The organism is Lamprobacter sp. (assembly GCF_034860625.1).
GTDB lineage: Bacteria > Pseudomonadota > Gammaproteobacteria > Chromatiales > Chromatiaceae > Lamprobacter.
The window spans coordinates 25,591-50,694 of record NZ_JAYESN010000029.1 but is presented as its reverse complement, the minus strand read 5'-3'; the positions used below and the strand labels follow the sequence as shown (position 1 = coordinate 50,694).

Annotated in this window: 29 protein-coding genes; 9 read left to right on the top strand and 20 right to left on the bottom strand. The window is 61.9% G+C overall.

What is annotated here, in order from left to right; translation table 11 throughout:
- Positions 1-309: 309 nt before the first annotated feature.
- Positions 310-741: a BLUF domain-containing protein gene (locus VBE63_RS10025; protein WP_323682883.1), complete on the bottom strand. Its 432-nt coding sequence runs from the start codon at positions 739-741 to the stop codon at positions 310-312.
- Positions 742-2,510: 1,769 nt separating this feature from the next.
- Positions 2,511-2,807: a hypothetical protein gene (locus VBE63_RS10020; RefSeq protein WP_323682882.1), complete on the bottom strand. Its 297-nt coding sequence runs from the start codon at positions 2,805-2,807 to the stop codon at positions 2,511-2,513.
- Positions 2,808-3,212: 405 nt separating this feature from the next.
- On the opposite strand from VBE63_RS10020, the gene VBE63_RS10015 reads away from it, so the two are divergent.
- Positions 3,213-3,440, top strand: a complete 228-nt coding sequence (locus tag VBE63_RS10015; protein ID WP_323682881.1) for a hypothetical protein — start codon at positions 3,213-3,215, stop codon at positions 3,438-3,440.
- 12 nt (positions 3,441-3,452) lie between these two features.
- Here the strand turns inward: VBE63_RS10015 and VBE63_RS10010 are convergent, their stop codons facing one another.
- A complete protein-coding gene (locus VBE63_RS10010) occupies positions 3,453-4,034 on the bottom strand; it encodes a class I SAM-dependent methyltransferase (RefSeq protein ID WP_323682880.1) in 582 nt (193 codons plus the stop codon).
- A gap of 157 nt (positions 4,035-4,191) precedes the next feature.
- Between VBE63_RS10010 and VBE63_RS10005 the strand changes: the two genes are divergently transcribed.
- From VBE63_RS10005 to VBE63_RS09990, 4 genes are all read left to right on the top strand, one after another.
- Positions 4,192-4,719 carry a hypothetical protein gene (locus VBE63_RS10005; protein WP_323682879.1) on the top strand — a complete coding sequence of 176 codons (528 nt, stop codon included), beginning with the start codon at positions 4,192-4,194 and terminating at the stop codon, positions 4,717-4,719.
- 37 nt (positions 4,720-4,756) lie between these two features.
- Positions 4,757-5,938 carry an HNH endonuclease domain-containing protein gene (locus VBE63_RS10000; RefSeq protein WP_323682878.1) on the top strand — a complete coding sequence of 394 codons (1,182 nt, stop codon included), beginning with the start codon at positions 4,757-4,759 and terminating at the stop codon, positions 5,936-5,938.
- A 184-nt stretch (positions 5,939-6,122) separates the two neighbouring features.
- Positions 6,123-6,650, top strand: coding sequence for a hypothetical protein (locus VBE63_RS09995; protein WP_323682877.1), 528 nt, complete (start codon positions 6,123-6,125; stop codon positions 6,648-6,650).
- A 20-nt stretch (positions 6,651-6,670) separates the two neighbouring features.
- Positions 6,671-7,819: a hypothetical protein gene (locus tag VBE63_RS09990; RefSeq protein ID WP_323682876.1), complete on the top strand. Its 1,149-nt coding sequence runs from the start codon at positions 6,671-6,673 to the stop codon at positions 7,817-7,819.
- A gap of 789 nt (positions 7,820-8,608) precedes the next feature.
- Here the strand turns inward: VBE63_RS09990 and VBE63_RS09985 are convergent.
- From VBE63_RS09985 to VBE63_RS09960, 6 genes are all read right to left on the bottom strand, one after another.
- The gene (locus VBE63_RS09985; protein WP_323682875.1) at positions 8,609-8,800 is read right to left on the bottom strand and encodes a hypothetical protein; all 192 of its coding nucleotides are present in this window, start codon (positions 8,798-8,800) and stop codon (positions 8,609-8,611) included.
- 380 nt (positions 8,801-9,180) lie between these two features.
- A complete protein-coding gene (locus VBE63_RS09980; protein WP_323682874.1) occupies positions 9,181-9,396 on the bottom strand; it encodes a hypothetical protein in 216 nt (71 codons plus the stop codon).
- Positions 9,397-9,901: 505 nt separating this feature from the next.
- Complete coding sequence (locus tag VBE63_RS09975; RefSeq protein ID WP_323682873.1) at positions 9,902-10,315, bottom strand: H-NS histone family protein; 414 nt, start codon at positions 10,313-10,315, stop codon at positions 9,902-9,904.
- Positions 10,316-10,742: 427 nt separating this feature from the next.
- A complete protein-coding gene (locus VBE63_RS09970) occupies positions 10,743-11,318 on the bottom strand; it encodes a chlororespiratory reduction 6 domain-containing protein (protein ID WP_323682872.1) in 576 nt (191 codons plus the stop codon).
- 141 nt (positions 11,319-11,459) lie between these two features.
- Entirely contained in the window at positions 11,460-11,903 is a 444-nt protein-coding gene (locus tag VBE63_RS09965) for a hypothetical protein (protein WP_323682871.1), read from the bottom strand.
- Between the two features lie 7 nt (positions 11,904-11,910).
- A complete protein-coding gene (locus VBE63_RS09960; protein ID WP_323682870.1) occupies positions 11,911-12,324 on the bottom strand; it encodes a hypothetical protein in 414 nt (137 codons plus the stop codon).
- 1,112 nt (positions 12,325-13,436) lie between these two features.
- On the opposite strand from VBE63_RS09960, the gene VBE63_RS09955 reads away from it, so the two are divergent.
- Both VBE63_RS09955 and VBE63_RS09950 read left to right on the top strand, forming a co-directional pair.
- Complete coding sequence (locus VBE63_RS09955; protein WP_323682868.1) at positions 13,437-13,664, top strand: hypothetical protein; 228 nt, start codon at positions 13,437-13,439, stop codon at positions 13,662-13,664.
- Between the two features lie 393 nt (positions 13,665-14,057).
- Complete coding sequence (locus tag VBE63_RS09950; protein WP_323682867.1) at positions 14,058-15,314, top strand: serine hydrolase domain-containing protein; 1,257 nt, start codon at positions 14,058-14,060, stop codon at positions 15,312-15,314.
- Positions 15,315-15,448: 134 nt separating this feature from the next.
- Here the strand turns inward: VBE63_RS09950 and VBE63_RS09945 are convergent, their stop codons facing one another.
- Genes VBE63_RS09945 through VBE63_RS09935 form a run of 3 tightly spaced genes read right to left on the bottom strand, consistent with a single transcriptional unit; the run spans position 15,449 to position 16,712 of the window.
- Positions 15,449-15,757: a histidine kinase gene (locus VBE63_RS09945; protein WP_323682866.1), complete on the bottom strand. Its 309-nt coding sequence runs from the start codon at positions 15,755-15,757 to the stop codon at positions 15,449-15,451.
- A gap of 5 nt (positions 15,758-15,762) precedes the next feature.
- On the bottom strand, positions 15,763-16,074 hold the full coding sequence (locus VBE63_RS09940; RefSeq protein ID WP_323682865.1) for a hypothetical protein: 312 nt from the start codon (positions 16,072-16,074) through the stop codon (positions 15,763-15,765).
- Positions 16,071-16,712 carry a division plane positioning ATPase MipZ gene (locus VBE63_RS09935; RefSeq protein ID WP_323682864.1) on the bottom strand — a complete coding sequence of 214 codons (642 nt, stop codon included), beginning with the start codon at positions 16,710-16,712 and terminating at the stop codon, positions 16,071-16,073. Before VBE63_RS09935 ends, VBE63_RS09940 begins: the two co-directional genes overlap by 4 nt.
- A gap of 220 nt (positions 16,713-16,932) precedes the next feature.
- Between VBE63_RS09935 and VBE63_RS31340 the strand changes: the two genes are divergently transcribed.
- On the top strand, positions 16,933-17,193 hold the full coding sequence (locus tag VBE63_RS31340; RefSeq protein ID WP_416274532.1) for a M48 family metalloprotease: 261 nt from the start codon (positions 16,933-16,935) through the stop codon (positions 17,191-17,193).
- Positions 17,194-17,854: 661 nt separating this feature from the next.
- Positions 17,855-18,697, top strand: a complete 843-nt coding sequence (locus VBE63_RS09930; protein WP_323682863.1) for a CHAP domain-containing protein — start codon at positions 17,855-17,857, stop codon at positions 18,695-18,697.
- Positions 18,698-18,855: 158 nt separating this feature from the next.
- On the opposite strand, the gene VBE63_RS09925 is transcribed toward VBE63_RS09930, so the two are convergent.
- The 8 genes from VBE63_RS09925 to VBE63_RS09890 form a co-directional block, all read right to left on the bottom strand.
- Positions 18,856-19,401, bottom strand: a complete 546-nt coding sequence (locus VBE63_RS09925; protein WP_323682862.1) for a thermonuclease family protein — start codon at positions 19,399-19,401, stop codon at positions 18,856-18,858.
- The gene (locus VBE63_RS09920; protein ID WP_323682861.1) at positions 19,398-20,492 is read right to left on the bottom strand and encodes a metal-dependent hydrolase; all 1,095 of its coding nucleotides are present in this window, start codon (positions 20,490-20,492) and stop codon (positions 19,398-19,400) included. Before VBE63_RS09920 ends, VBE63_RS09925 begins: the two co-directional genes overlap by 4 nt.
- A 12-nt stretch (positions 20,493-20,504) precedes the next feature.
- On the bottom strand, positions 20,505-21,497 hold the full coding sequence (locus VBE63_RS09915) for an ATP-binding protein (protein WP_323682860.1): 993 nt from the start codon (positions 21,495-21,497) through the stop codon (positions 20,505-20,507).
- Entirely contained in the window at positions 21,455-22,084 is a 630-nt protein-coding gene (locus VBE63_RS09910; RefSeq protein WP_323682859.1) for a hypothetical protein, read from the bottom strand. The genes VBE63_RS09915 and VBE63_RS09910 overlap by 43 nt, the downstream gene beginning before the upstream one ends.
- Positions 22,081-23,217: an OmpP1/FadL family transporter gene (locus VBE63_RS09905; RefSeq protein ID WP_323682858.1), complete on the bottom strand. Its 1,137-nt coding sequence runs from the start codon at positions 23,215-23,217 to the stop codon at positions 22,081-22,083. The genes VBE63_RS09910 and VBE63_RS09905 overlap by 4 nt, the downstream gene beginning before the upstream one ends.
- Before the next feature lie 28 nt (positions 23,218-23,245).
- Positions 23,246-24,274 carry a patatin-like phospholipase family protein gene (locus VBE63_RS09900; protein ID WP_323682857.1) on the bottom strand — a complete coding sequence of 343 codons (1,029 nt, stop codon included), beginning with the start codon at positions 24,272-24,274 and terminating at the stop codon, positions 23,246-23,248.
- 66 nt (positions 24,275-24,340) lie between these two features.
- Positions 24,341-24,601: a hypothetical protein gene (locus VBE63_RS09895; protein WP_323682856.1), complete on the bottom strand. Its 261-nt coding sequence runs from the start codon at positions 24,599-24,601 to the stop codon at positions 24,341-24,343.
- 185 nt (positions 24,602-24,786) lie between these two features.
- On the bottom strand, positions 24,787-25,026 hold the full coding sequence (locus tag VBE63_RS09890; RefSeq protein WP_323682855.1) for a helix-turn-helix transcriptional regulator: 240 nt from the start codon (positions 25,024-25,026) through the stop codon (positions 24,787-24,789).
- Positions 25,027-25,104: the final 78 nt, after the last annotated feature.

The following is a 25,104-nucleotide window of genomic DNA, read 5'->3' as shown; positions in this document are numbered from 1 at the left end:
TGGGTGGTGCATGGTGCTCGCGCTCCGGGGAACTGTACTTATCGACAGTATATCGCGGGGTCCCGCGCCTGAGCCGCCTTGCGGCGAACTCGAGCGGGAGCGAAGGCTCGAGGCCGGGCTAGTGGAGCTGACAGAGCGACAGGGGGGCTGATCCGCCCCGGCTTCCATTACGCTTCGAGGGACGGGCCCGACGGTGTGTGCCACGCCAGAGCAGAAAGTGATGGGTGGGTGTGCTGGCCTGAATCCCCTTCAGATCGGGTCTAGGTTCGGATGCAAGATCGTCGGCAAATGGGAGACGAGATCGCGGTCTTAATCCCCTTCAGATCGGGTCGAACCGTAGATCAGCGACCTCATGATCCGCATCAATTCTGGCCCATCCTTCTGAACCTGGTCTTGCAAACACTTGATCAGAGACTGACGGCGTTCCAGCATCTGCTCAGGGGCCACATCGATGTGCCCCATGGCCCAGTCCCCGAAGATTCTCTTCTGTAGCGGGTTGATGCCGATCAACAGACAATCTGTATGGCGCGGATCATCGAGAATGCACAAATAGCTTTTCAGCACCTCCTTTTGCGGGCCTTCCAGAACCTGGATGAAGTGGCCACCACCAGAGCAAAGCACACCGGTAATATTGCATCGCTGATTATTGATCCGGGAGACTTGCAATATATTGTTGACGTCATCTTCGGTGAGTGACTCGGAAGCCGAGCTCAGGTACAGCAATGCGATGAGGTCGATCATGCGGGCTCGTTCTTCAGCGTCGAGTGCCTGACAAGATGGTTCGAGTCTAAGCCCTAGTCTTTTAGACGTGCCAGAGTCATGACAACAATCACTGCTTTGGCGCAATCAAATAGTGTTCGGATGCGCGCTCACGAGCCAGGCACAGGAGGTGCCGATTTGGGCAGGGAGCCTGCCGCGAGGAGGTGGCCCGGAGGCGGCGGTTGCGAGCACGGTGGAGCGGAGTCCCGGAGTTTTTTCTGGAGCGGAGGTTTGGCGCCTGTGGAGCGGAAGCGGCCCGATATCTAAACGGTCTGCGCTGGGCGCGGCCCTTGCCCCCGGAGCGCGGTGCGAACCATTGGGATCAACCACCCGCACGGCGCGCAGGGGACCCGAGCAAGGGCCGTGACCGGCGCAGCACAGCCGGGCCGGTGGAGTCGGAGCAGGTGCCGGGCCGGAGCGGAAGAAACAAAAACGGAGGGCGTAGCGGAGCCGCGCGCAGCAGTCGCGGCCGGAGGGTTGCCGACGAGCGGCGTTGCGGCCTCTCAGCTTGCGATGAGGCAACGCAGTGCCGGGGCCGGCGGAGCGTGCGGGGTTGGGCCAACACCGGACGCGGAGCCGAGTCCCCGGCGCGGAGCGGCCAGGATGAACACCGAGCGTGCGTTATGCACCGAGCCGCGACGAAGCCGCCTGGAGCCGATGCCCGGAGCTTGCGGAGGGCATGGACGGAAGGTGGCTGAGGAGTGGCTTCTACTGCCGATCAGGCAACGCTGAGGCGAGCGAAGTGGCGGCGCCGGACCAGTGTGCGGGTTGGGACAACACGCGCGCTGGGCCGAGCGTCCGGCGCGAGCGGCAAGGTCGAAGACGCGCGATCGGACAGCGCCCTGGCGATCAGGCGGCAATGGGCGACCAGAACAAAGACGCGCATCCAGCAGGCGACGCAGCCGGGCAGTCTAAGTTGACGCTAGCGACGTGCTGGGTGCCAGACCGGCGCCGGGACCGGGACGGTTCCCGGGGCCAGGGCTGAGCGCCCGGCGCGAGCGGGACCGAGCGAAGCGCCGTGCTGGAGCCGGCGCTGCTGAGGCGCTGGGCCAGCGACCGAGCCGCGGCGAGCCTCCAGCGCGAGTGAGCGGATCGTGACGAGCGATCAGGCAACGCGGCGACCTCTCAGAATCCATTGCGGTGAGCGATGTGCGTGCCGGCACCGCCATTCAACTCTTCTCGTGCCGCTGGGCCAGCGGCCAACAATAGCGAGGCAGGAGCCGAGCCCGGCGTTGCTTGCCGGGAGCAAGCCGCTCCGTACCCGCGTAGCGGCCCGCTGGCAGGGAGCCTGCGGCTCTTCTGGCTGGGAGCCGCGCTGCCGGGAGCAGCATGCACAGCCGGCAGACGTGCCGAAGGAGCGACCGGAGCCGAGAGTGGAGCTTGCGGAACGAAGGCGGAGCGAGTGACTGAGGTGCGACTGCGGGCGTGCGTTTCGCCAAGGAGGGCAGGCTCGCCAGTGTCGCGCGCGATGCCGGTGCCAGAAGCCGACAGGCTTTTGGCATCCGGCGAGGATGCGCGATCAAGCTGGGCAAGGATGCCGGGCGATCTTCGGCAGGGAGCCGCGAGGCAGGAGCCGAGCTCGCGGAGCGCCGCCGAGCGTCAGCGATGGTCGGGGCGGAGCCTCCAGGGATGGGCTCTTCTACGGCCTAGTGCGCGCCTGGAGCGCGCCGATTGCCAGGACGGCACAGCGTTTCAGGAACAAGACGAGCGGGAATCAAGGGCGCGGCAGCGGGTTGGCGCTCCCCTACTGTTTAATGCAGGTGACGGGATGGACGGTCAACAGCCGCGATCCTGTCTCCGTCATCCTCTGCTTTGTGATGACCTTCGAGGGTTCGGTGAAGCTCAAATTCGAGCAGTGCGTCGTCGAGATCGGTGGTCGGGAGCCGGCTGTAGTAGTGGCGCCAGGCACGTCGGAAGCCGTCGCACCAGGCATCGCGCGCTTCGGGATCATCCGGCGGTGGTAGACAGCCGCGCTCGGGGCCGGAATAGAAGGCGATGCGACCGAGGCGGCGCCAGGTGGCGAGGGAATGCCGGGGGTAGGTGTCCATCAAGCGTCCTTGCACAATCGGAATGAGAAGGAGCATAGCGCGACAGTCAACTTGGTGTCGAGGTTGACCGACGGTAGTTACGGCCGAGCGAAGGCGCGGCCCTTGCACGAGCCGTGAGCCCGATGCAAGGGCCGTGACTGAGCGGACAACGAGAGCTGATGGGTGGTGGCTGGCGACGAGGTTGGGGCTAGGACCACTCAGCGTGCGGACGGGAACTCAGGTTTTGGTGGGTACGGTGTAGCGCTGCGCGCACCTTGCTACTGCCGGGAGCAGCACGCAAGGGGCGTGACGGGCGGTCGGTCGAGTGCCGACGACGCTAGCCGGGATGGCAAGTACCTAGCGATCCTTTGGAGCTCGCGAGGAGTCCTTGAGCGGCTGATCAGCAGATGCAGATCCGACGCCCAAGTGAACCATGATGATCAGGACTATACCGATCAGCATGACGAAACCGCCGCCATAGATATCGATCAGCATCAACGGCGGGGCCAGAAGGCAGAGGATAACGCCAACGGACGCTTCGCTCTGCAACAAGGTCGCCAGGCGTTTGGTGAATCGGTGTGTCACGGTTGGTGGTCAATAGCAGCGGGTTCAGCAAGGTTGATGATGCCGCCTGTTGGTAATGATGAACGCTAGACCTGTATCCGATCAATGGCTACACCTGCCCAACAGCACATTCAACCACCGCTCATCATCGCGCCCAGGGCGCCGATCAGCCGTGGTCCAGGTCTCGATCAGCGCCAGTTCCGGAACCTCCACCAGCAGATCCTGCAGCCCCGCCTCATTTATATCGGTGAAGCGACGCCCTCCCCGCTCGCGCTCCCCCTGACCGTACTTGAACGAGGCGTACAAGAGACCACCCGGCCGCAGTGCTCGAGCCAAGCGCCCCATTACCTCCGGCAACTCAGCCAGCGACACATGCAGCAGACTCGCGCAGGCCCAGATGCCATCGAAGCGCTCAGACCAGTCGAGATCCTGGAAGCGCAGAATCTCAACGGGCTGACCGCAGTGCGCCTCGGCCAACGCCGCCAAGGCCGGTGATGGTTCCATCGCGGTGATCGCATAACCGAACTCTCGGAACGCCCGTGCATCGCGCCCGGACCCACAGCCGGCATCGAGGATGGCTGCCCCAGGCTCCAGCCTACTCAGGAATGGCATGTAAAGTGGGGTCATATCGACCGCCACCGTGGCGGCGAAAAAAGCCTGTGCTTCACTCTCGTAGAATGCCAAGGTTGGATCGGGACAGCGACGGGGTTTAGACAAACAGGGCTCCCTTTGGCGGCGGCCTCAAGTGTGGGGATGGGTGATCGGCGAAAGGCCTTTATACTGACAAGATGCGCGACTTTGGGTGAGCCGTGTTTGGGGCAAGCAACAGGGGAACAACAGCATGACGCACGAGCAGGCCGGGAGCCAACGCGACTGGCGCGCCACGCTACGCCTGGCGGTGAGCATGGGAGATGAGATCGGTGTGGCGAGCGTGTTCAGCGCGCTAGTCTGGAAAGATGGGCAGCAGATCGCGCAGCGAGCCCGAGCGTTCCTGGAAGAATTCGCGCCATTCTACTTTGCCGAGGAAGGCCCGGGCACGGCGACGCTCGAGCACCGGTTGCGCATGGATCTATTCCGCGAGAGCGTGCTCGCGTACCTGGAGGGCAAAGAGGCGGATGTCGAGCAGGCGATCGAGCACGACATCGAGAACTGGATCGAGGCGAATGCGCCGGCGATGGCCAGCGCCAACTTGAGCCTCATGGAGCGCGAACTCGGCGAGCCGGGCGCGGAGACGCACCGCGATGTGGTCAAGCTGCACCAACTGGTCGAGCTCGAGACGTATGAACGGATACAGCAACGCGCGATCGAGCGGCTCTGGGCGGACATCGAGGCGACCCTGGCCGAACTGCTTGCGGCGGCGGAACGGTGAAGGTGCGCACCAGCGGATGCGCTGATCCTGACCGAGCATGATGGACGCCGATACCCCTGCGCTACCCGAGTCCGATGGTCTGAACATCGCCGCGCTGAGCGGCCTGTTCCGCAACACCACCAACTCCTACAAGTTCGTCTTCTTCCTCGCGCTGCTGGAACTGCTCAAGCGCCACGGCTTCGATGCTGAGCGGCCCTACTCTTACACCGAGATCACCATCGAGATGCTGAGCGCGGTCTGGTTCGCGCACACCTTCTTCAAGCTTTCGTTCGGCACTCAGGACACCATCACCCAGAAGCTCGATGCGCTCGGGCTCGATTTTAAAGCCTCCGAAAGCCTCCACGCCCGCGAGCAGTCAGCGCTGAGGCGCACGCTCGCGCACTGCGAGCTAAAGGATGCACTCAGGCTGATGGACTTCGTGCCCTACCGGCTGCAGATTCCGTTCCTCGAGCCGCAACTGCGCGAGATCGACAAGGGCGCCTGGATGGTCTTCGAGCGCGCCATGCCGGCGATCGTGAACCGCCATTTCGAGAGCGCCAGGCCGCTGTTTCACTACGACAGCGACGATTGGAAACACTGCTCGGCCATCCACTGGCATCCGGATTGGGTCCGCTACCTGGAGCGCCATTACACGATCATCCACGGCTGGGCCTCCTGGCATTGGCTGGCCTACATGCAGCGGCGCAACCCCAATACGCCGGGCCTGCCGAACAAGCTGTTCCCACCGACCAAGCGCGCGTCGCTGAGCAAGCAAAGCCAATACTGGCGTCAGATCCTGACCGGCGCCGGCGACAAGCCGCTAACTTGTATCTACACCGGCGCGCCATTGAGCGCTGACAACTTTGCGCTCGATCACTACCTGCCCTGGTCGTTCGTCGTCCATGATCAGCTCTGGAACCTGATACCGGCACCGCCGGCGGTGAATGCTTCCAAGTCCAACCATCTGCCAAGCGGAGACCATCTGCGTGACCTCGTGGATCTTCAGTATGATGGTCTGCGAATCGCCCAACGCATCTTCAGCACACGGACGTTCGAGCGCTTCACCGAGGATTACATCACCGATCTGCATCTGCCCTCGACCGATGCGCTGTTGAACTATGGCGAGCTGTTCAACGCCTATGCACGCACCGTCGAGCCTCTGGTGACGCTCGCCGTCAACCAGGGTTTTACGCCGGGCTGGGCCTATGGCTCAGACAGCCAGCGACTGTCATGGCACTGAACGACGCCCCTCAAGAACCGCATCAGCGATGTGCTCGAAAACGTCATCAGCGATAGCGCCTAAGCCAAGCTCCAACTCTTTTATACTCATGCGCTGGCTGCCCGCTTGGGGCGTCCAGCCGCATCCAGCGAGACTGGATCAATTTGGCCGCGCAGAGCAGACCTGAACCTGGGAGGGAACGACGATGCCGACTCCGCACACAACCGCCGAACAACCGTGGACCAAAGCGCTCCGCACGGCGCTCGCCACGAGTAATCAGGAACGCCTGCAAAACGTCCTCGGTCTGGTGGTCTGGGCTGACGTCGAGCAGATCACGGTGAGGGCGAAGGCGTTTCTCGCCGAGTTCGCGCCCAACTACCTGGCCGATGAGACACTGCATCCTGACAACCTCCTCGATCAGTTGCGCATGGATCTGTTCAACGCCAGCGTGATCGACTACCTGGAAGGCCGCGGCGTCGATGTGGAGCTCTCGGTCGAGCACGACATCGCCACCTGGATCGAGGCCAACACCCCAGCCATGGTCAGCGCCAACCTGCGGCTGATGGAACAACAGCTCGGCGCGCCTGGGGTCGAGACGCACCTCGAGGTGGTCAAGCTGCACCAGTTGCTCAAGATGAATGTCTTTGAAGGCGTGCAGCAGCGCGCGATTGAGGAGTGCTGGGCGACGCTCGAGGCCCTGCTGGTGACACTGACCCAGGAAGCGACGGACTGACGACCAAGTGGAGTCTGTGGATGGCTTTGAACGACGACCCCGAGATTTGGAAACTGCCGCATCCGGTGCGTGTCGATGCCGCTGCTGGTGAGTCCGTGGACCGGCTCATGTTCGATTCCCTGGGTGTCTTGCCCCGGCTGGAGCCCTTTCTGACCGATGCCGAGGCGACCACCGAATGGATCATCAACAACGTGCCGGGGATGTTCGAGATCGGCCAGGCGCATTTCGGGCTGCTCGGTGGGCAGAACATGGGCAGCTTCATCCTGACCCTGGTGCGCACCCGTCTTCGTGCTCACGGCGACAAGATCCTGCAGCTCACCGCGCCATTGCAGGCGATGCTGGCCGAAACGGACTTGGTGACCGGGCTACCGGCGGGGTTCTTTCGCTGCCCCTATCCGCTGGCCTACATCGCCTTCAGTCGTCCGAATCCGCTGCGGGTGAGTAATCACATCAGCGGCCTGCATGAGTGCGAGGGGGCATATTTGGGGATCTACCAACTGCCCGCGGGACATGAGGTGTTTCATGCCGAGGCGCGCAATCGGGCGCTCAAACTTGATCCGAGCAAGCCGGTTCGCGCGGTGGAGGTGGTGATCACCGGGTCACCGATCGGCAAGAGCAGCGTGGTCGATGATGCGTCCCGGGATCTGCTGCTGCTGATCCAGGACGAGGACGAATGCCTGCAGGCGCTGCTGGATCGGCACATCGCTTGGTTCAACGACCCCACTGCCTATTCCAACCCCGGCATGTCTTCGGTGAAACCCGATGAGGTCGCGCTGACGCGCCCGGTGGTGAACCTGCTGGCCAAGGCATTGCTGTATCTGAACCTGGGCGATGCGGAGAAGCGCAAGGTCAGCGAGCGCAGTGACCTCGAGCGCAAGACCAAGGGGCTCGGCTACAAGAAGAAGGTCCGGCTACAGCGGAAACTGGCGACTGCCTACGATCGCATCCTGATCGGGCCGGAGACCTTCCCCGAAGCCGAGGAGCCTGCTGAACGCGATACGGGCGAGGCCCAGCGTGGTGTCAGGACGCATTGGCGTCGTGGTCATTTCCGCACCATCCTCTACGGCGAGCAGCGAAGCAAGCAGCGCCTGGGCTGGATCAAGCCGGTATTGGTCAATGCCGGTCAGGCGTTCGATGTGGTGAAGACCAAGCCGTATGTGGTGCGCTGAAAAGCTGACCCTATAACCTCAGGTCTCGGTACTTGCTGCGGCGCGCTCTTCGCGCGCTGCCGCTCTTCCCAGGGCCTTAACGTCTCAGATCTGGCTGGATAGCCACAGGGCGCGTTGTGACAACGCGCCCTGTGGCGTCTGCCTCGGACGATCGGTGGGCGACCGGTCGATGCGCACAGCAGGGGCTGCGGGCGACACACTGGAACAAGCGCCCTTCCCTGGGCGGCGGCGCCTAATACCCCAGCGCCGTGATGAGCTGCTCTATGACCGGATCTGTAACGAACACCCACCGCTCATCACCCGCGCCATGAACGACCAAGCAAAGCCAGACGACGTATTGACCAGACATGACCAAGCCTCCGATGCACCAGGACGGCCCACCCGCCCCGTGTGTCTCTCGCCCCGAACAGGTGTAGCGGGCCGGCTCAAGGGAGGGGACCCGGCCACCTGGCTGCCTGATGTCGCTGGCACAGTGATGGTCTTGATGGGACGGACGTGGTTTAAAACGGCACTAGGCTTGAGCAGCCAGGTGGTTGGGGAGGTGCCCTTGAACCGGCCCGCTGCCTGTTAGACTTTGGAGACACGCGGGGAGGTGGGCCAACTAACCAGGCACAGGGACCGTGCCGATTTGGGCAGGGAGCCCAGCGACGATTCAGCATCCAACTCTTTAAGTCGTGGCATCGCCTGCCGGGAGCAGGCGCGGCGCCTGATGACGGGATCATGCGGCGCCGTCTTCATGCGATGGGCGATCAGTGACTGCTGCCAAAAAAGGGGCCGAAGCCCCCAAGACTAATAATAAGAGCGCCAATTCTGCTCACGCTCTATCCAAGCGCGCCATTCCTCATGCTGTTCCAACACGTCCTGCATGATGTCCTGGGCACGATCAAGACCAACGATGTTGTCATCAACGCAGAGTTCTTCACCCGTTTCTTGCATAACCATGACGCGATAAGTGATGAGCTGGTTGCGATTGCTTTTCATGTTGCCTCCCGGGCATTGAGACAGAACGGACCGCCCGCCCTGCTGATCCTTTTTCAACGCCGGGAGCCCCGCGCCTGTCACCCGAAGGGCCGCAACGCAGTGGAGGAGTCGGCACGCTGTTTGTGCCGACTTGACAGGTGTGGGGTGGCGTTATGCTGGAAGGAACACAGGGCGGCGGTCCGACTAATCAGGCACAGGGACCGTGCCGATTTGGGCAGGGAGCCCAGCGACGAATTAGCATCTAAATCTTCAGCCCTGGCATCGCCTGCCGGGAGCAGGCGCGGCGTCCTAATGTCTGGAACATTCGGCGCCGTCTTCGTGCGTCGAGTAGGCAGTCAACCTCGGTATCGCAGCTAAAAAAGGGGCCGAAGCCCCCGCGACTAAGCGCAGACAAGACAGCCTTCATGGACGTCTTCAACCAGCGCGCCACAGTCATCACAGAACCATTCCGTGGCCCCGAACTGATCGCCTTGATCCGCCTCCGCGATCTGATACCGGCTCAACCCGCGCGACGATTCCAGATGCTCCGGATCTTCACTGAGCGATTCAATATTGGGCACGGATAGATCAATGGTGACGCTGGACAACTTGGACATGATGCACCTCCCGATGCGTGACACAGAACGGACCGCCCGTCCTGCTGATCCTTGTTCAACGCCGGGAGCCCCGCGCCTGTCACCCGAAGGGCCGCAACGCAGTGGAGGAGTCGGCGCGTCGTTTGCGCCGACTTGACAGGTGTGGGGTGGCGTTATGCTGGAAGGAACACAGGGCGGCGGTCCCACTAGCCAGGCACAGGGATCGTGCCGATTCGGGCAGGGAGCCCGTGGACGACTCGGCATCCAATTCTTCAGCCCCGGCAACGCCTGTCTGGAACAGGCGCGGCGCCCTAATGTCTGGAACATTCGGCGCCGTCTTCGGCAGAGCGGCGCTGCGACGAAAAAAAGTGTGCCGCTGCTTAGGAACTGACCGTTCTGAACGGGTGGTCACATAACCTTAACAAAACGAGGGCACCGCGATCTGTTGGCGGTGCGCTATGCACAGGGTTATCCACAGGGTCGGTGGATAACCGGGGCTTGACAGGTGGCGCTCGAGCGTTGCTGATCAGGCGGCGAGCTTGATCAGGTGCTGGTCCTTGAACTGTTGGCGTTGCTCGGCATCGTCCGGGTCGAAGCCGTTGGCGGCCATCTTCTCGGTGAGCCAATTCGGCATGCGGCCACGGATGTAGACGTTCTCCGGGTTGTCCGGATCGGCGTAGCGAATGTAGTTGGCGGTGCTGTCATTGGCGGCTCGCTGACGGCGGCGCTTGCGCCCGGTTGAGCGTCCAACAATGAGTTCGATGATCTGTTCAAGCTCATGCCCGCGTTCGCTGATCAGCGCTTTGATCTCGGCGGCGAGTTCGGCCTTTTCCGCCTCGCGGCGGTGGATCAATGCGGCATGCAGGGCTTCGCGCTCGGCGGTGAGGGCCTCGAGCTGGGCGTTCAATTCATCGGCGCTGAGGTGGTGCATGTCGTCCATCAGTGGCTCCATGACTATGCTTGGATTTGAATGGGCGCCAGCCGCGCACGCATTGGCGCGGCTGGATGGTGCCAATGATTTGGCTTTCGTGATGAAAATGCAAGCGCTATGAGAATCGAAAGGCTGAGTCCTTGGCGCAAGGCCACAGGAATTGACCATTCTTCTTCAAAACGCCATCAGGAGCGCAGTGATGACGCCCTGCAGGCTCGATTGAGCGCTGGCTTTTCAGTCATGTTTGGCGTGGATCAGGATGAGTGGCTCGGTTTGCCTTGGGCAGCGCCATTGATGATCAGGCGCTCATTGCCTTCTTGATTGCCCTAGCGCACGGGCACCTGTCCCCAGTCGGGATCTTCGATGGCGTCGAGCCGGGTGGCGCGGCAGTGCGGGATCAGCAGGGCCGGTCCCTCAAGCCCTGAGGCTGAATCGGTCATCCAGGGGCGCCTGATGGTGGCTCGCCCGAAAACACCGATTCGAGCAGCTGCGCGACCTCCTCAGCAATGCGTTGGTTCATCGACTCCGGCAGCCCGAGGCGCTCATAGAGTGCGTTCTGGCGCAGAAACAGGAGCAGCAACTGCTTGCGCACCTCCTCCAGATCCTCGAAGGCCCAGCCGACCAGGCCCGGGGCGATGGTCTCGCGATGGCCCAGGCAGAGCAGCCCGAGCACCCGTGGTAGGGTACCGCCGACCTTCTCGATGAAGTGCAGCCAATAGGGCCAGGCCTCGGTGAGGTTGGTGAAGTAGCGCCGAACCGCGGGGATCTCGACGACCTCGCGCGGATCATCGTCCCAGCCCTCGAAGACGAAGCCGAGCCGGCCCTCCCAGCGCTCGGCCAGTTCGCGGGTCTCGGTCATGAACTCGAGCTGCTGCAGCACCGGGGCGATGTCGCCGGCCTCGACCTCGTCGCGGTGGATGACGAGGATCATCAGCTCGTCCTTGGCCGGTGAGAGACGGGCGCGCGGATAGCGGATCGGTCGGCCGGGTCGAGAAGCGTCGGAGTGGCTCATCGGGATCAGCATAACAGCCGACGGACGCTTGGACCGGCGCAGGGTTCTCAATCGGCGCGCAGCATTCGTGTCGAACAACCGCCAGGCACCATCCGCACTCGATAGAACGCGGCTGCGCGTCAGCGTGCTGAGCCGGGTGACTCAGCCGAGCACATGCTCATAGGCCAAGCGCAGCAGCTTCAGTTCGATCGGCGGCTGACCGCGGGCCTGCACCAGATCAACGAACCGGGCGCCGCAGGCAGTGACCTGATCGATGGGCGGATCGATGCCGGCGAACTGACCCAGATGCACCTGCTCTTCGTGCGAGCCGATCCGCAGGCCGCAGCGAAAGCTCGCATTCGGCATCAGTCCATCATCCGGTAGCCCCAGGTTCATCGCGGCCGCGCGCAAGACCAGCAGCGGATGCGTGCAGAGTGTTGGGGGCGGTGTCAGGTCGGCCTCCGGGGGCAGCGGACCGCAGTCGCAGATGCCACCATGGGCGAAGCGCAGGAACCGCGTGCGGGCGCTGGTGGGATGCTTGTGATAGAGGATGAGCATGGTGAGTCGATGGCGCTTGGCGCGGTGCGGTGACGTCGATCGCGTCAAGGCGTGATCAGGGCTGCTGGAGCAAGCGCAGCTCGGCCTGGATCGCGGCGCGGTTTGCCGTCTGGGTCAGGGGCGGGTCTTCGGGGCTGCCGATCGCAGACAGGCCCCAGGCTTCGACGGCCTCCACGAACCAGCGTGGATCATGCGGATGTGCGCGCAGGATGTCGTGCTCGGCAAAGCAGTGTCCGCTGGCGTGCCAGACCAGCATGCCCAGGCGATGACCCTGGTCGTTGAACCATTCACCGGTGAGGCTTTCGGTGCCATCGGCACGGTCGTGCTGGAGGCGATACAGGGCCGCCGTGGGCGCGCTGATCATCACTGGCTCGCGCGGGAACAGGGTCGCCGCTTCGCGCCTCATCGCCTGGCAAAGCGCGTCCAACACCGGGCGTGCGCGAAGTATGCGTTGTTCGAGTGTGTTCATTGCAGGAGGAACGAAGCAAGGCATAGGCCAACCGGCGAAACCCTGCCGTGCAAGCCGCGACGCGGCGCGATCAGCGCTCCCCATGGCGGCAGGGGGTGAACCTGTCATAGGGATAACGATTCCTGTGGATGGTTTGCGACAAGCCGATGCTTGCGTTGCCGCCGGCCAAGCGGCTGAGGCAGAGGCGCGATCAAGCCGGGCAAGGATGCCGGGCGCTCTTCGGCAGGAGCCAGGGCGGAAGCTGAGCGCGCTGTGTGCGCTGAGCGAGCCCAGCCGCCACGAAGCCACCTGGAGCCGATGCCCGGAGCCTGCGGAGGGCATGGGCGGAGGGTGGCTGAGGAGTGGCTTCGACGGCCGATCAGCCTGTGATGCGGCGAGCGAAGTGCCAGGGCCGGACCGGCGGGCGGGTTGGGACAACAGGCGCGACGGGCCGAGCACTGGCGCGAGCGGGGTTGTCTGGCGTCGACATGTCAGCTCACGCCGCGGCCTGTCGGGCAGCGATGAGTGTAGCTATGTGCTGGCCCCGGCGCCGCTGCCTGAGCCGGGACGGCGATGGGTGCGGAGCCGAGGGCCAGCGCGAGCGGGATTAAGCGCGCGCAGTGCCGGGGCCGGCTGGGCTGGCGGGCTGGGCCAGCACGCGAGCCCAAGCCAGGCGCCCGGCGCGGAGCAAGCGTTTGCGATCTGCGTGCCGACACCGCCATCCAACTCTTCTCGTGCCGCTGGGCCAGCGGCCAACCGCAGCGAGGCAAGGAGCCGAGCCCGGCGTTGCTTGCCGGGAGCAAGCCGCGCCGGCCCCGCGTAGCGGCCCGCTGGCAGGGAGCCGGCGGCTCTTCTGGCCGGGAGCCGCGAGGCAGGAGCCGAGCTTGCGGAGCGCTGGCGAGCGTCAGCGAGGCCAGGGCGGAGCCTCCAGGGATGGGCTCTTTGACGGCCGAGTGCGTGCCGGGAGCACGCTGATTGCCAGGACGGCACACCGCATCAGGAACACGACGAGCGTGAATCTAGCACGCGGCAGCATCGTGCAGCAGGCTCAAGTGCTGATTGGCTGGCGACGAGCGTGCCGCCAAGCTGAGCGGATCGACCATAAATCTGTAGCAGATGGATCAATGCCTGGGGTGGCGATAGCGGTTGCGTTCGAGGTGCCGGAGTCAGCGCAGCAGCAGGAAGCAGAGCAGCAGCAGGACGGTGAAAGAGCGCTGGATACAGAACAGCAGCAGGAGCAGCAGGACGGGGATCGAGATCAGGAGGTACCAAGTCCAGGGGAGGCGTTAGAGCAGGAGCAGCAAGCCAGACATCGAGAGTCAGTGCCAGTGCAGGAGGCGGGGGATGAGCAGCAGCGGTGAGGGCGAGCGCGGACGGCGATGGTCTGCGGCAGAGCGACGGCGCGGCTCTTGCTGCCGCCGGGAGCGGCAAGCAAGAGCCGTGACGGAGCGGGAGGCTGGCGATGACGGTTGTTGGCTGGCGTCGAGGGTGAGGGCTGGGACCACTCAGCGTACGGACGGGAACGCTGGTGTTGGTGGGCACGGCGTAGCCCGGCGCGACCCTTGCTGCTGCCGGGAGCAGCGGGCAAGGGGCGTGACGGGCGGGAAGACATGTCGGCAACGGTCCCGAGTGGAGCAATGATTGCAGCGACCACAGTATCCTTGTCCCTTCCACAGCCTGAGCATCCCCAGGCTTGGGGATGGCTGAAACGGCAATACACTCTGAGAGCTGATCTTCCTATGGGAGTCTCTAGCATGCGGATCGCGTTCTTCGCGAGTGTGACAGCCCTGTCTGCACTCTTGATGTGCACCGCAGGGCTTGCGCAAGCGTCTTGTCGCCAGATTACCGATCATCAAGCGGATATTGACGTCGCCGCGCAGCAGCAAATTCATGCTGCCATGCCAGGCCTGCTTGACCACTACCAGGTTCCGGGTGCGGCAGTGGCTTTGGTTCACAACGGTGTTCCAGACTGGAGCCAAGGCTATGGCTTGGAGATTCCGGACCAGAGGATAGCAGTCGACCCCTCACGCACCCTGTTTCAGGCCGCCTCCATCTCAAAGACGGTGACCGCCTTGACGGTGCTGACGTTGGTGCAGCAGGGGCGCGTCACGCTTGATCAAGCCATCATGCCGCAATTGCAGGATGGCGCTGGATCTTGGCAGCTTCCCGCCACGCCCTACGACCGCACCGCCGTGACGGTGGCGCGGGTGTTGAGCCATACGGCCGGGCTTTCCGTGCCCGGCTATGGCGGTTTCCCACCTGGAACGCCCGCGCAATCGTTGCTCGCATCGCTCAAGGGAGCGGCAGATGCAGACGACACACCGCTCAAGGTGATAAAACCGCCAGGTCAGGGATTTGACTACTCTGGTGGTGGCTACAGCCTGCTGCAACTGCTGATTCGCACGCAGGCGAACGAGCCCTTTGCCAACGCCGCGGCGCAGCGCATCCTGCAACCGTTGTCGATGACGAACAGTCGTTTTCCGACCATGCCGGCGGCTTCACCGCCTCTGGCCGAGACCTTCGACGATCAGGGGAAGCGCGCACCCGCCCGGCATTTCACGGCCTTGGCCGCTGCCGGTCTGCAAACCACCGCAACCGATCTGGCGAAGCTGCTCACCCTACTGATGCCTGGTCCCTGCGGGGAGGAACCCGGTCGAGGGGTGCTGGAGCCAGCACTCATTGAGCGCATGCTCACCGCCATGCCAAACTCTGACAACGACTTGGTCCTCAAGGGTTCGCGGTATGGTCTGGGCATGGCGCTCTACCCACTCGCCAGCGGTCGGCAGTTGGCCTATCACCCTGGCGACAACCTGCCCAACTGGCACAATCTGATTGCGACCATTCCGGAGCGTGGTGTCGGGCTTGTGGTGATGACCAATGCCGCCGGTGGTCGGGCGCTGCGCAAGGATCTGCTGTGCCTGTGGCTGGATGCACTCGGTGAATCTCACCACGGGGACAGCATGGGTGGCGATTGCGCTCTGGATGCTGACATCTATCACACATCGCCATGATGGCTATCCATCTGGGTGATAGATTCCCAAATCTATGATGTACGCAGTGGGAAGCTGAACGAGGTGCCAGAGGCAACCGCGGTCGGTACGGTCTCGGTCTGATCGGGCCTTCCTCGGGCAGGGATGCCCGTGGCTCAGTGCAGGCGCTGGCTGCTGGTGGTCAACGATCCGTGTGCGCGTAGTTGATGCAGCAGATCCACCCTACCCTGCAAGGCCTCATTCAGGGCCTTATCCACATCGCCGAGATTCAACAGATCGCCATTAACCAGTCTGTCTTGGGGCATCTCGAATGGTGCAGCTTCCCAAGCCGCACCGAATCCCCCGAGCCACCAACGCTGCGCCTCCATGTCGTTCAGCGGCGGGTAGTCGCCATCCTGGCGTGCTCCTTTGTAGACATCCCAGCCTCGATCGAACCAAACATCGAGTGCTGCGTCTTCATCCATCTGGATCAGCTCTCGTAGAGTTCTTTTGCCCTCTTCTCGATCATGGGGATCAGCAGGCGCATCAGCACCTTGTGCTGGCTGATGTCCTCCTTTTCCGCGATGTAGCGCAGCATGGCAAAGTATCGATCGTTGAGACGCAGTGTGGTGTTGGTCTTGGCCTTCCCATCCTTGGGGTAGGCATCCCAGGGTGGTGGCTCTTTGGATGTGCGGTGATCTTTGGCTCCCTCGGCGAATTGACGGAGTGCGTCGGGATCGACATCTGGCACCAGTTCGACGGGTGTGGGCTTTGCAGCGCCAGACAGATTGAAGCGGCTCATCGGTTACCTCCATAAATTTCTGCGGCTAATGCTTCGATTTCCGCCTTGGCTTTGTCATTGTTCATCTCAACGACCCCCCTGCCCTCGATCATCGAGTCTCGGTACACCTTACGGTCGCCGATCGTCACCGGAGAGAGCTCGAATTCGGGCAGGTCGACCAGGATCTCGCGGGCCTCGGCAGCTTCATGGATGACGGGGTTGGTTGGCCCCATCGAGATCAGCAGCTTCGCTTCGAGCGAAGGGTTCAATCCTCTGGCGAGCTTGACCAGTTCGTTCATGTGCATCGATGTCTCGATGTCTGGCTGGCTGGCCTTGAGCGGGCAGTAGATCATCTGCGCGGCCACCATGGCGGTACGTAGCTCTTCCGAGTCACGGCCGCCGGCATCGACGATGACTTGCTCGTAGCGCTTGGCCAAGTCACGCACGGTGTCGAAGACGCTGCCGTGCTTCTCTGAACAGTGGACTTTGGGCAGATCGGCGATCTGGTTGCGCCGATCGATGAAATGGCTTGCGGTCCGCTGCAGGTCGGTGTCGACCAAGACGACATCCGCGCCCTCTTTCGCGAGCCAGACGGCCAGGTTGACGGCGACGGTGGATTTTCCAGTGCCGCCCTTCTCGCCTCCCAGTAGCAGGATCATCAATATCTCGGGTATCGCGTGGGATGCGCCCGATTATAGCGTCAGTGACTTGAATCAGGTCAACTCAGAACGACGCAAAACAACTCGTTCCGAAACGGAACAGAACATATCAGATCGACTTGAGTCAAGTTGACTCAGAACGACTCAAGTTGGTTTTCGTCCGTTCAGCGCGGGTCAGGTTAAAGTTGTCTCACGGTGCCTTGGTGCGCTTGGGGGCGCCATCGGCAGGCTGAGCGTTTCCAAGGCGCAGGAGAACGAAGCGGATTACCTCGCCGCTTACTTCCTCGCCCAGGGCGGCTACGATCTCGCGAAGGCTCGTGGGATTTGGAGCACTCTCGCCCGTGCTGGCAAAACCGAACGTGGCGAGCGTCATTCGGTGAATACGCATCCCGTTCCAGCGGAAGGTCTCGCGCGTTGGGATGTGACGACACGGGAGGTACGGGAAAATGGGGAGAGCCTGCCGATACCGGGGGCGGGCTAACGGATGCGCGTTCCCGGGCTGACGGATGCTCACTACGCACAGACCGACACAGGATGCCGACTGTGATCGATATGTGATCGAGTCGAGTCAGATTAGAACGAGTCGTTTCGAGTCATTCTAAGTCGACCTAGAACGGTCCAGGTCGACTGAACTTGACCCAGAACGCCTCGGTTCATCTAGGGGCGTCATCCTCGATGAAGGGGCTGCGGCGGCTTCTGAAGACTCAGTATGTCGGTCGGGGATGGTGGCTGGCAGCACCCTGATGTTACGGGAGCCGAGTGTCAGGGATCGATCCATGTAACGGAAAATCTTGCACGCTGGACAGACTGTGTCTTAACAATCCAGAACGAGTCATTTCGTTTCGGTGCGTTCTGACTTGTTCTGAGTCGTTCTGAGTCGTTCTGACTTGGGTCGGGAAAATTTCGTATCGCGTGTCCGTCAGTCGTCCTGTGCGGTGGGTCGTCCGTCCTCTGTTGGTTGCCGGTTCCTGGTCGACGGTCCTGTGCGTCGTGGTCGGGGGTCGGTGTTAAATTTTGTGTGCGTTTGAATCGTTCCTTAATACCCATGCACGAAGGATCATGTCATTTCAGAACGACTTGACTTGACTCAGACTGCTACAGGCCCGCCATTCAACCCCCCAGCATGCCTCTCTGAGTCCATCATGATCGTGACCGCCCGTCTCAAATCGTTGAGCTTCGTGCTGCTCGGCCTCCTCGCGCTACTCGCTGGCTTCTGGTGGAGCGCGTCCAATCCGCAGCAAGAAGCCGGGGCAAGCCTGCCGCTGACCGATGGTGTTGGTCTGATCGGACCACCGCGCAGCTTCTCGCCGACCGAAGCCGCGACGATGTTCGCCGACAGCCGCAAGGCTTGTGAGGGTCCCTGTGTCACGCCCTTTGGTACGGTGCTGGGTGTCGCTGATGGAGCCGAGGCTCGATCGAATTGCACCTCGCGCTGTGTACTGCCCAAGCGTGGCTTCCTGGATCTGGAGAGCGGGGCTTATTCGGTGTTGGAGGAGGCGCCGGAGGATACGGGCCTCGTCTACGTCGGCATCACCTATCAGTGCGTGGGTTATGCGCGCTACTGGTGGATGATGAATCTGTCGCTGACCTTCGGCGATGTCGATGACGCGCACCAGATCCTCTATCTGACCGAGGCGACTAATCCCCGCACTGGCGAGACCGTCGCGCTCGGGCGCTCAGTGAACGGCTCAGCCGAGCGTCCACCACAGCGGGGGGATCTTCTGGTGTATGCCGCCGATCGGGATGATCCCGAGTGGCGCTTTGGCCATGTGGCGGTGATCGTCGGGGTGGACCCAGAGCGGGGCCTGGTCTCGGTGGCGGAGGAAAACTACGACAACCGGCCCTGGTGGAACCCGGAGGCCTTTGCTAGGCAGATTCGCCTCTTTGAGATCAACGGCCGCTACACACTGCTCGATTTGAGCGAGGGCGAGACCCGCAATCCCGATGGTGGCCAGATCGCCGGCTGGATCTATCCGGTGCGCTGATCAGCAGCGTCCGGTTCAGGTTTCCTGTGCCACGATGCCGCTTCGAACAAGCCTCTGAGCGACATGACTCAAAGTGACTCATTCTGACTTACTTTGAGTCGTTCTGACTTGACTCGTTTTGTGTCGGTCTAGATCGTTCTGAGTTGCTCCCAGTTGTCTTAGCGATTCGCCTGCCGATAGTTCCAAGGTGTTTGATGCAGACCTGGCTGTGCCCAGATCCCAAGCCCCTGCGCCTTCGCCTGGCTCTGCAAGTTGAAGTATGTATTGTCGGAACAGTAGCGTGGATAGACCGCCGCCTGACCATCCGCAACCATCTGCTGGTTCAGGTTCGCCCCCTCAGCGGTCAGCACTTCACCGACCTTGCGGCCATAGCGGTCGGTATCGCGGATACGTAGGCCGATCAGCTGGGGAGTGATACGCCGTAGATGGTCACGACTTTCGTGACCCCAGGGGCGTTGCGCATTCTCGGGAGCGTCGATGCAGTACAAGCGGACTTTGAGGCGCTCGCCCTCGCAGAATGCACGCAACGTATCGCCATCATGGATGGATGAAACGCTGCAGGAACGTGAGACACCATTACCAACAAACGACGGGCGCCACTCGAGACCAGCAACCAGCCAGGGCACCACCAAGCCAACACCGCAGAGTATCCAGAACAGCAGCAGCCGCCGATGCGCGAGATCCACCATGCTTGGAGCATTCATTGCAGCCACCGCTGCAGCCGAGCATCGATCCGAGCGGAGGAAACACCGATGAGTCCAGCACGCCCAGGATCAACATCGGGATCATGCCGCGCCTGAACGGTCAGGTTGACGTCGGCGAGCACGCGCCCCTGCCAAGCTTCGAGCAATTCAGGCTCGGCATAGAACAGGGTCACTTGGTCCCCGGAGACCATCACGGTAGGCGGTACCGCCTTCGACTCAGGCGCCGTGAAGCTGCCAAGCAGGTAGATCTCCTCGGCAACGATTGGCTTGATCGCCGCCTTCAGCGTCTCGGCTGTTGCCGTTGCCACTGTCAGCGGAAACGAGGTTGTCTGCTGTTCTGCTCCGCGCGAGAGATCCGCATGATCTGCGTACCAGTCACAGGCGGTACTCCGACAGGTCGAGCGCGGACCTGCGTCGGTCGCGATCAGAAAGCCAGAGTCTTTCCAGGGACCAATCACCGGGTAGGTCCCCGAGATGTCGGCGTAGGTGGTGTTGTCCCTACCTCTGAGCTTCAGATCAAAAGCCAGTCGTCCTTTGTCTGCATCAAAATCCTGTCGGGCAGTGGCTGCGTCCCCGATCGCTGAGCGGATCAGTCCGGTGGTGCCCTCCGCACGCTGGGCCAGTGGCATCATCACCAGTCCAACCGCGGCGAGCGTGACCAGAAACCACAGTTCACCACGCCCTGACACCTCCATCCGGTAGCTCGGATTGCCCGGTAGCACACATCGCGAGAGCGAGGGCCAGAACCAGCAGACTCCGGATTTGGTCATCATGTCGCCAAAGACATGCGAGACCCATCCGGCCACCAGTGCGATGAAGAAACCGGCAGGCAGCAGGAACCAGGCGACGACGAAGACAGTCACCTGTGCAACCAGCGAGTGCGTCAGGGTGCGATGTCCAAAGCGGTTGCCGATCCAGGTCGAAAGAGGAGGGACCAACCGACCGACATAGGATTGGCGCGAATCGATATCCGGGATCAGCGCCCCCAAGAGGGCAACAGCAGCCTGCGCCGGATAAGGGGGATTACCGGTGACCACACAGGCGATCAGATAGGTACTCTGCGCTGCGACGAGATGTGTAGGAGTCAACATGCATACGTCCTGTCATCGACCTTGAGCGGACATCCGCCGCGCAAAGAACAGCATGAGTGAGAACATTGAGGTACCAACGCCGGCGAGTACCATCAATTCCTGAACCCCAACCCCACGCGAGATATAGCGCAGCGCCATCAACGACACGGCCGCGATCAGCAGCATGGGCGTCATGTCGATGTAGCTGATTGCCGAGTCATGATGAAACCCATGCAGGGAGCGACGCGTGACCTCGCGCTCGTTCGCTGCCGTGGCCAGCATGCCGGTGATCGCCTCGGGGATACCCCGCGACTCACGCACGATGCGGGTGATGAAGGCATCGCGAACTTTCTCGGTCTCGAACTCGATCGAACTCCTTTCAAGATGACGGAGGACCATCTCCCGACTCTCGGAGCCGATGAGAGGCTTCAGGTCGATCGTGACCTGGAAACGCCAGAGCAGCCGCATGACCTTGTTGCGGCGATTACTCTCCTCGATCCCCGCAGCGACTTGGCAATGTTCGGCGAGCTGATGGAGCATGTCCGCCTGACTCGGCGGTACATCCAACGACTCGACGAACAGCACCACATCGCTTCGGCCCTCCAGGGAATTCATCACCAGATGGATGATCTCCTGTGCCGGCTGCCGCACCAGAGTCCGGTGGATATGTTTCCACTGGATACGCCCGGTGCGCTCCGCCACGGCACGAAAGCGCGGGGGCACCAGCCGCTCCGGGACCGATAACCCAATGCTGTGATGCACCTGCTCGGCAAGCTCGGCGACAAACTGCTTGGGGGTCGCCAGTGTTGGCCACAGGCAAATCCGATTCTGCGAGAGCTGTCGATGGACCTCGCGCAACAGCGAGCGTTTACCGATCCCGGGCTGCCCCTTGATCAGGATGCTGTGGCCGATGCGCAATGCTGGAAGCGCTTGGTTGATCTCATCGGCACGGCCGACGAAGATCGGTGACGATGAGCCTGTGCTCAGTTCGTCATCGCGATCAGCAGTGCTTGAAGTCGTTGCCATTCGCTACCTCCATAACGACGTGCCAGCGTCAAACGCAGGGCCTGGAGCTTGCCGGATTCACGCTGCCAGTCGTGCTGAGCGCGTTGCATCGATTCGGCTTCGCGCCAAAGGCTTTCAGCAGACTCGAGTCCCTGGTTGACCCGCTCTTGCCGGTACTCGAGCCGGTCACGGGTGAAAGCGCGCAATGTATTCAGCGCGCTGACCTGACTGGAGAGCTCGCACAGGCTTTGAATATCGTTGAGCAGGGCAGTGCGAGTGCTGTCTTGCTGGCTTACCAGCGCCGCTTCGGCTTCGGCCTTCGCTAGATCAGTGCGGCGGTCCCAGAGCGGGATCTCGACACGCAACGCGGCACGCGCACCCGCATCGCCAGTCTCGAACGTGGTGTTGGTGTCGTAGCCAAGATTCAGCACCGCTTTCCAATCGCGCTGTCGTTGGGCTTCCGTGTGCGCTCGATTGACCGCCCGCAGCACCGGGTTGGCGAGTGAAACGACAGTCAGCGCTTCCTCCAGCCGCCCATTGCCCGGACACTCAGCCAGCGCCAGCACTGGCAGGGCAAAGAGCAAGAGTCCGCAGATCCGGCGGCTCACCAGGTACGCTCCAGCCCAAGGGCAAGGATGTTGCTTCGTGCACTGTAGTTGACCGGTGGATGTTCTCCTTGGCTATTGGCAAACCAGAGATGGGCATAGCTTGTTGAGAAAATCCAGGGGCCGGTCGCGTAACTCAGTCCAGCGGCGAGCCAGGTGCGGTCACTGTCTGGCAGCCGCGGTGTGCGATAGGAATCATCACGGATCGGCGCCTGATCCCAGGCGGTACCAAGCCGGAAGGTCCAGGGTCCGCGCTCATATTCACCGCCAAGATCGAGTCGCCAGGTATCGCGCCAGCGGTGCTGCTCGCTAAGCATCAGACCGTTGCCAAGTTGGATATCCAGCGATTGAAGACGGCTCCAACGTGTCCAACTAGCCCCGGCGAGCAAGGAGAGCGCCGGGCGCGCCCTCCAGCGCAGCCCGGCGCGGATGACCTCGGGCGTTGTCAGCGGGACCGATGCGTCCTGCTTGCCAAGCGGTGAGGTAGCGGTACCGCTCAAGCGGTGATCAACTTTTGAGGCGAATGACAGCCCCAGATCAAGTTGCTCGGATGGTGACCAGAGTGCGCCCAGCGACCAGCCAAAGCCAGTGTCATCACCCTCGACCTTGAAGCGACCGTCACCGAAGGGTGTGGGCACCGCATTGGTCAGCTCGGCCTCGAAGTACTGCAAAAAAACGCCTGCGCCGAGACGCAGGGAATCGGTGACGGACCAAGAACTCGTCAACTGTACACGAGCGGCGTTGATGCCGCTGTACAGGGCTTGGTAGCGACCTTCCCAATCCTCCGGGTAATCTGTCGCGAGCCCGAAGGCGCCATAGACCCCAAGGCCGATGTTGCGATGAGTGCCATAGAGCGAAGGCACCGTCGCCTGAGTACCCGCATCCTCGGGATTGACCTGGTTCCAGAGTTGCGCAAGATTGCCACTGAGCGCCGTTGTTTCAGGAATTGCAGCGGGATTGAAAGCGACTGCCGCCGGGCTGACCACCGCGGCCTGTCCGGCATAGGCGCGGCCGAGTCCAGCAGCATCACGCTCCAGCAACGAAAACCCAGAGGCAGCCGCATTCCCACTCATGATCAGCATGGCCAAATAGGGACAGGAGCCAAAACGTGACACCACACCACCCCCTGCATTCAAGATGGAATTGCTGACTGAGCGATGCTGATCAGGCGGCCTCTTCCTCAGCGTGGCCTTCCCACCAACGCCGATCGATTGGCTTGCCCTGCAAGCGCCGGGCGAGCTGACAAAGACGCTGATCAGCGCCATCAGCGAGGTGAGCAAGCGCCACGGCCTGTAGCTCGTCGATGTTCTCGCAGTCATCCAAGGGTGCCAGCCGTCCAGCGATACTGGTCTGGAATCGCCAATAGTTATGCGCTGGCAACATGGTGCGCGCAGTGACGTGATCGGTACCGGTCGCACCTGACATCAGTGCCTGCATGATCAAAGAGCTGTGACCAAAGATCGTCTTCGGCGCCTGCCGATGTCCCTCGGGCGGTGCTCCCGTGCCAAAGCTGGCAACAACCACATTGTCGAGGGGTATCGCCTTACCGGTTCCCTTGGCATGGCTGACAGATTCCGAGATCGCCAGAATCACCGGATTGTTCGCCGTGATCCCGCCATCGACCATGGGATGCTTGGAGCCGCTTTCATCAAGCGCCATCAGGTAGGGGTCCCAGAACAGCGGGGCGGCAGTGGATGCTCGGCAGACTTCCCACACTGGCAATCGCTTGTGTTCCTCTTTCGCGGAGCTGAACACATGCACTTGCAGACTTTGCAGATCATAGGAAAGTGCCAGCGTCGGCGGGGTCAGGTCGCCCATGCGGCAATCATGGAAGATCGACCGTAAGAGTTCCTCGAGACCCGCGCTCTCGTATTTGGACATCAGTCCCGCGCGCGCCGCAAGCCGACGTCCACGCTCTTTGAAGGTTCGCGGTTTCGAGAACGCGACATGCGCGCCGTTGATCCACATCTCCCGAGCCTGGGCCGCGTTCATGCCCATCGCCCAACCGCAGCCGAGGATGGCGCCAACCGAGGTGCCGGCAATGAGATCGAAATGGGTGTGGACCGAACTACCGAGATACTTTTCCAAGCGCTCGATCCACATGACGGGGATGATGCCACGCACGCCACCCCCATCAATGGTCAAGATTCGATAAGGACGAGGGCGCAGACCCAGTGATTCAGCGAGCGACATAGTCACCTCCCGCCGGCCGTAGCCGGCCGGGATGGGTTCGAGGGGGATGGTTAATCGGCCGGTGAATTACTGAAGCTGATCAGCTGAGCAAGCCGTGCCTTCGATGGTCAGCATGACTTCGCCCTGCTGAATGGTGATCAAATCACGCACCCGCTCGAGGGCCTCGTTGTCGGTCGCCGTGGCATCAATGGCCATGGTCAATTTGCCTTCGTCCGTGCAGGTGATCTTCTTCACGCGGCACAGCAGCCCGGCAACCTGCATCGTGGACATGAAAGCCGTGTTGGCCTCGGTACCACCATCAGTACGGAATGTGCGTTCTTCGAGCATGAGGTGTCTCCTGGTGGGTTGTGATAGGCAGCGGGTGGCCGCCTCTTCGGCGCTCTCTGTCGAGCCGACACCTCAGAAATAGCACAATAAGTATTATTTAGAACCTTTTTGTTTTGATAAAAGTCAATTGGATTGCCTTTTGGCGAGCAAATACCTGCAACTCACTCTTAACTGTTAGGCAGCCCCTAGCAATCCGCGCCAGTGAGCTCCTGATGCGTTGCTTGCTTGTCCAAGAGCAGGTCTGAAACAGGAATTGACATCACTTCTGCCAGTGTTTGCAAGGTCTCTATGGTTGGGTTGGCGTTACCGGATTCGAGGCGGCTGATCCAGGTCTGGGATAAGCCAGTGCGGGCGGCAAGGCAAGCTTGAGACAGGCCAGCCGCATTACGACGCAGACGGATGTTCTGAGCGAGCAACTGTTTCATGGCAACTCCAGAAGATACAGGGAGTTCTGAATAACACATTTTGTACTACCTTGAGTCAAGGCGTGTTTAACACTGCTG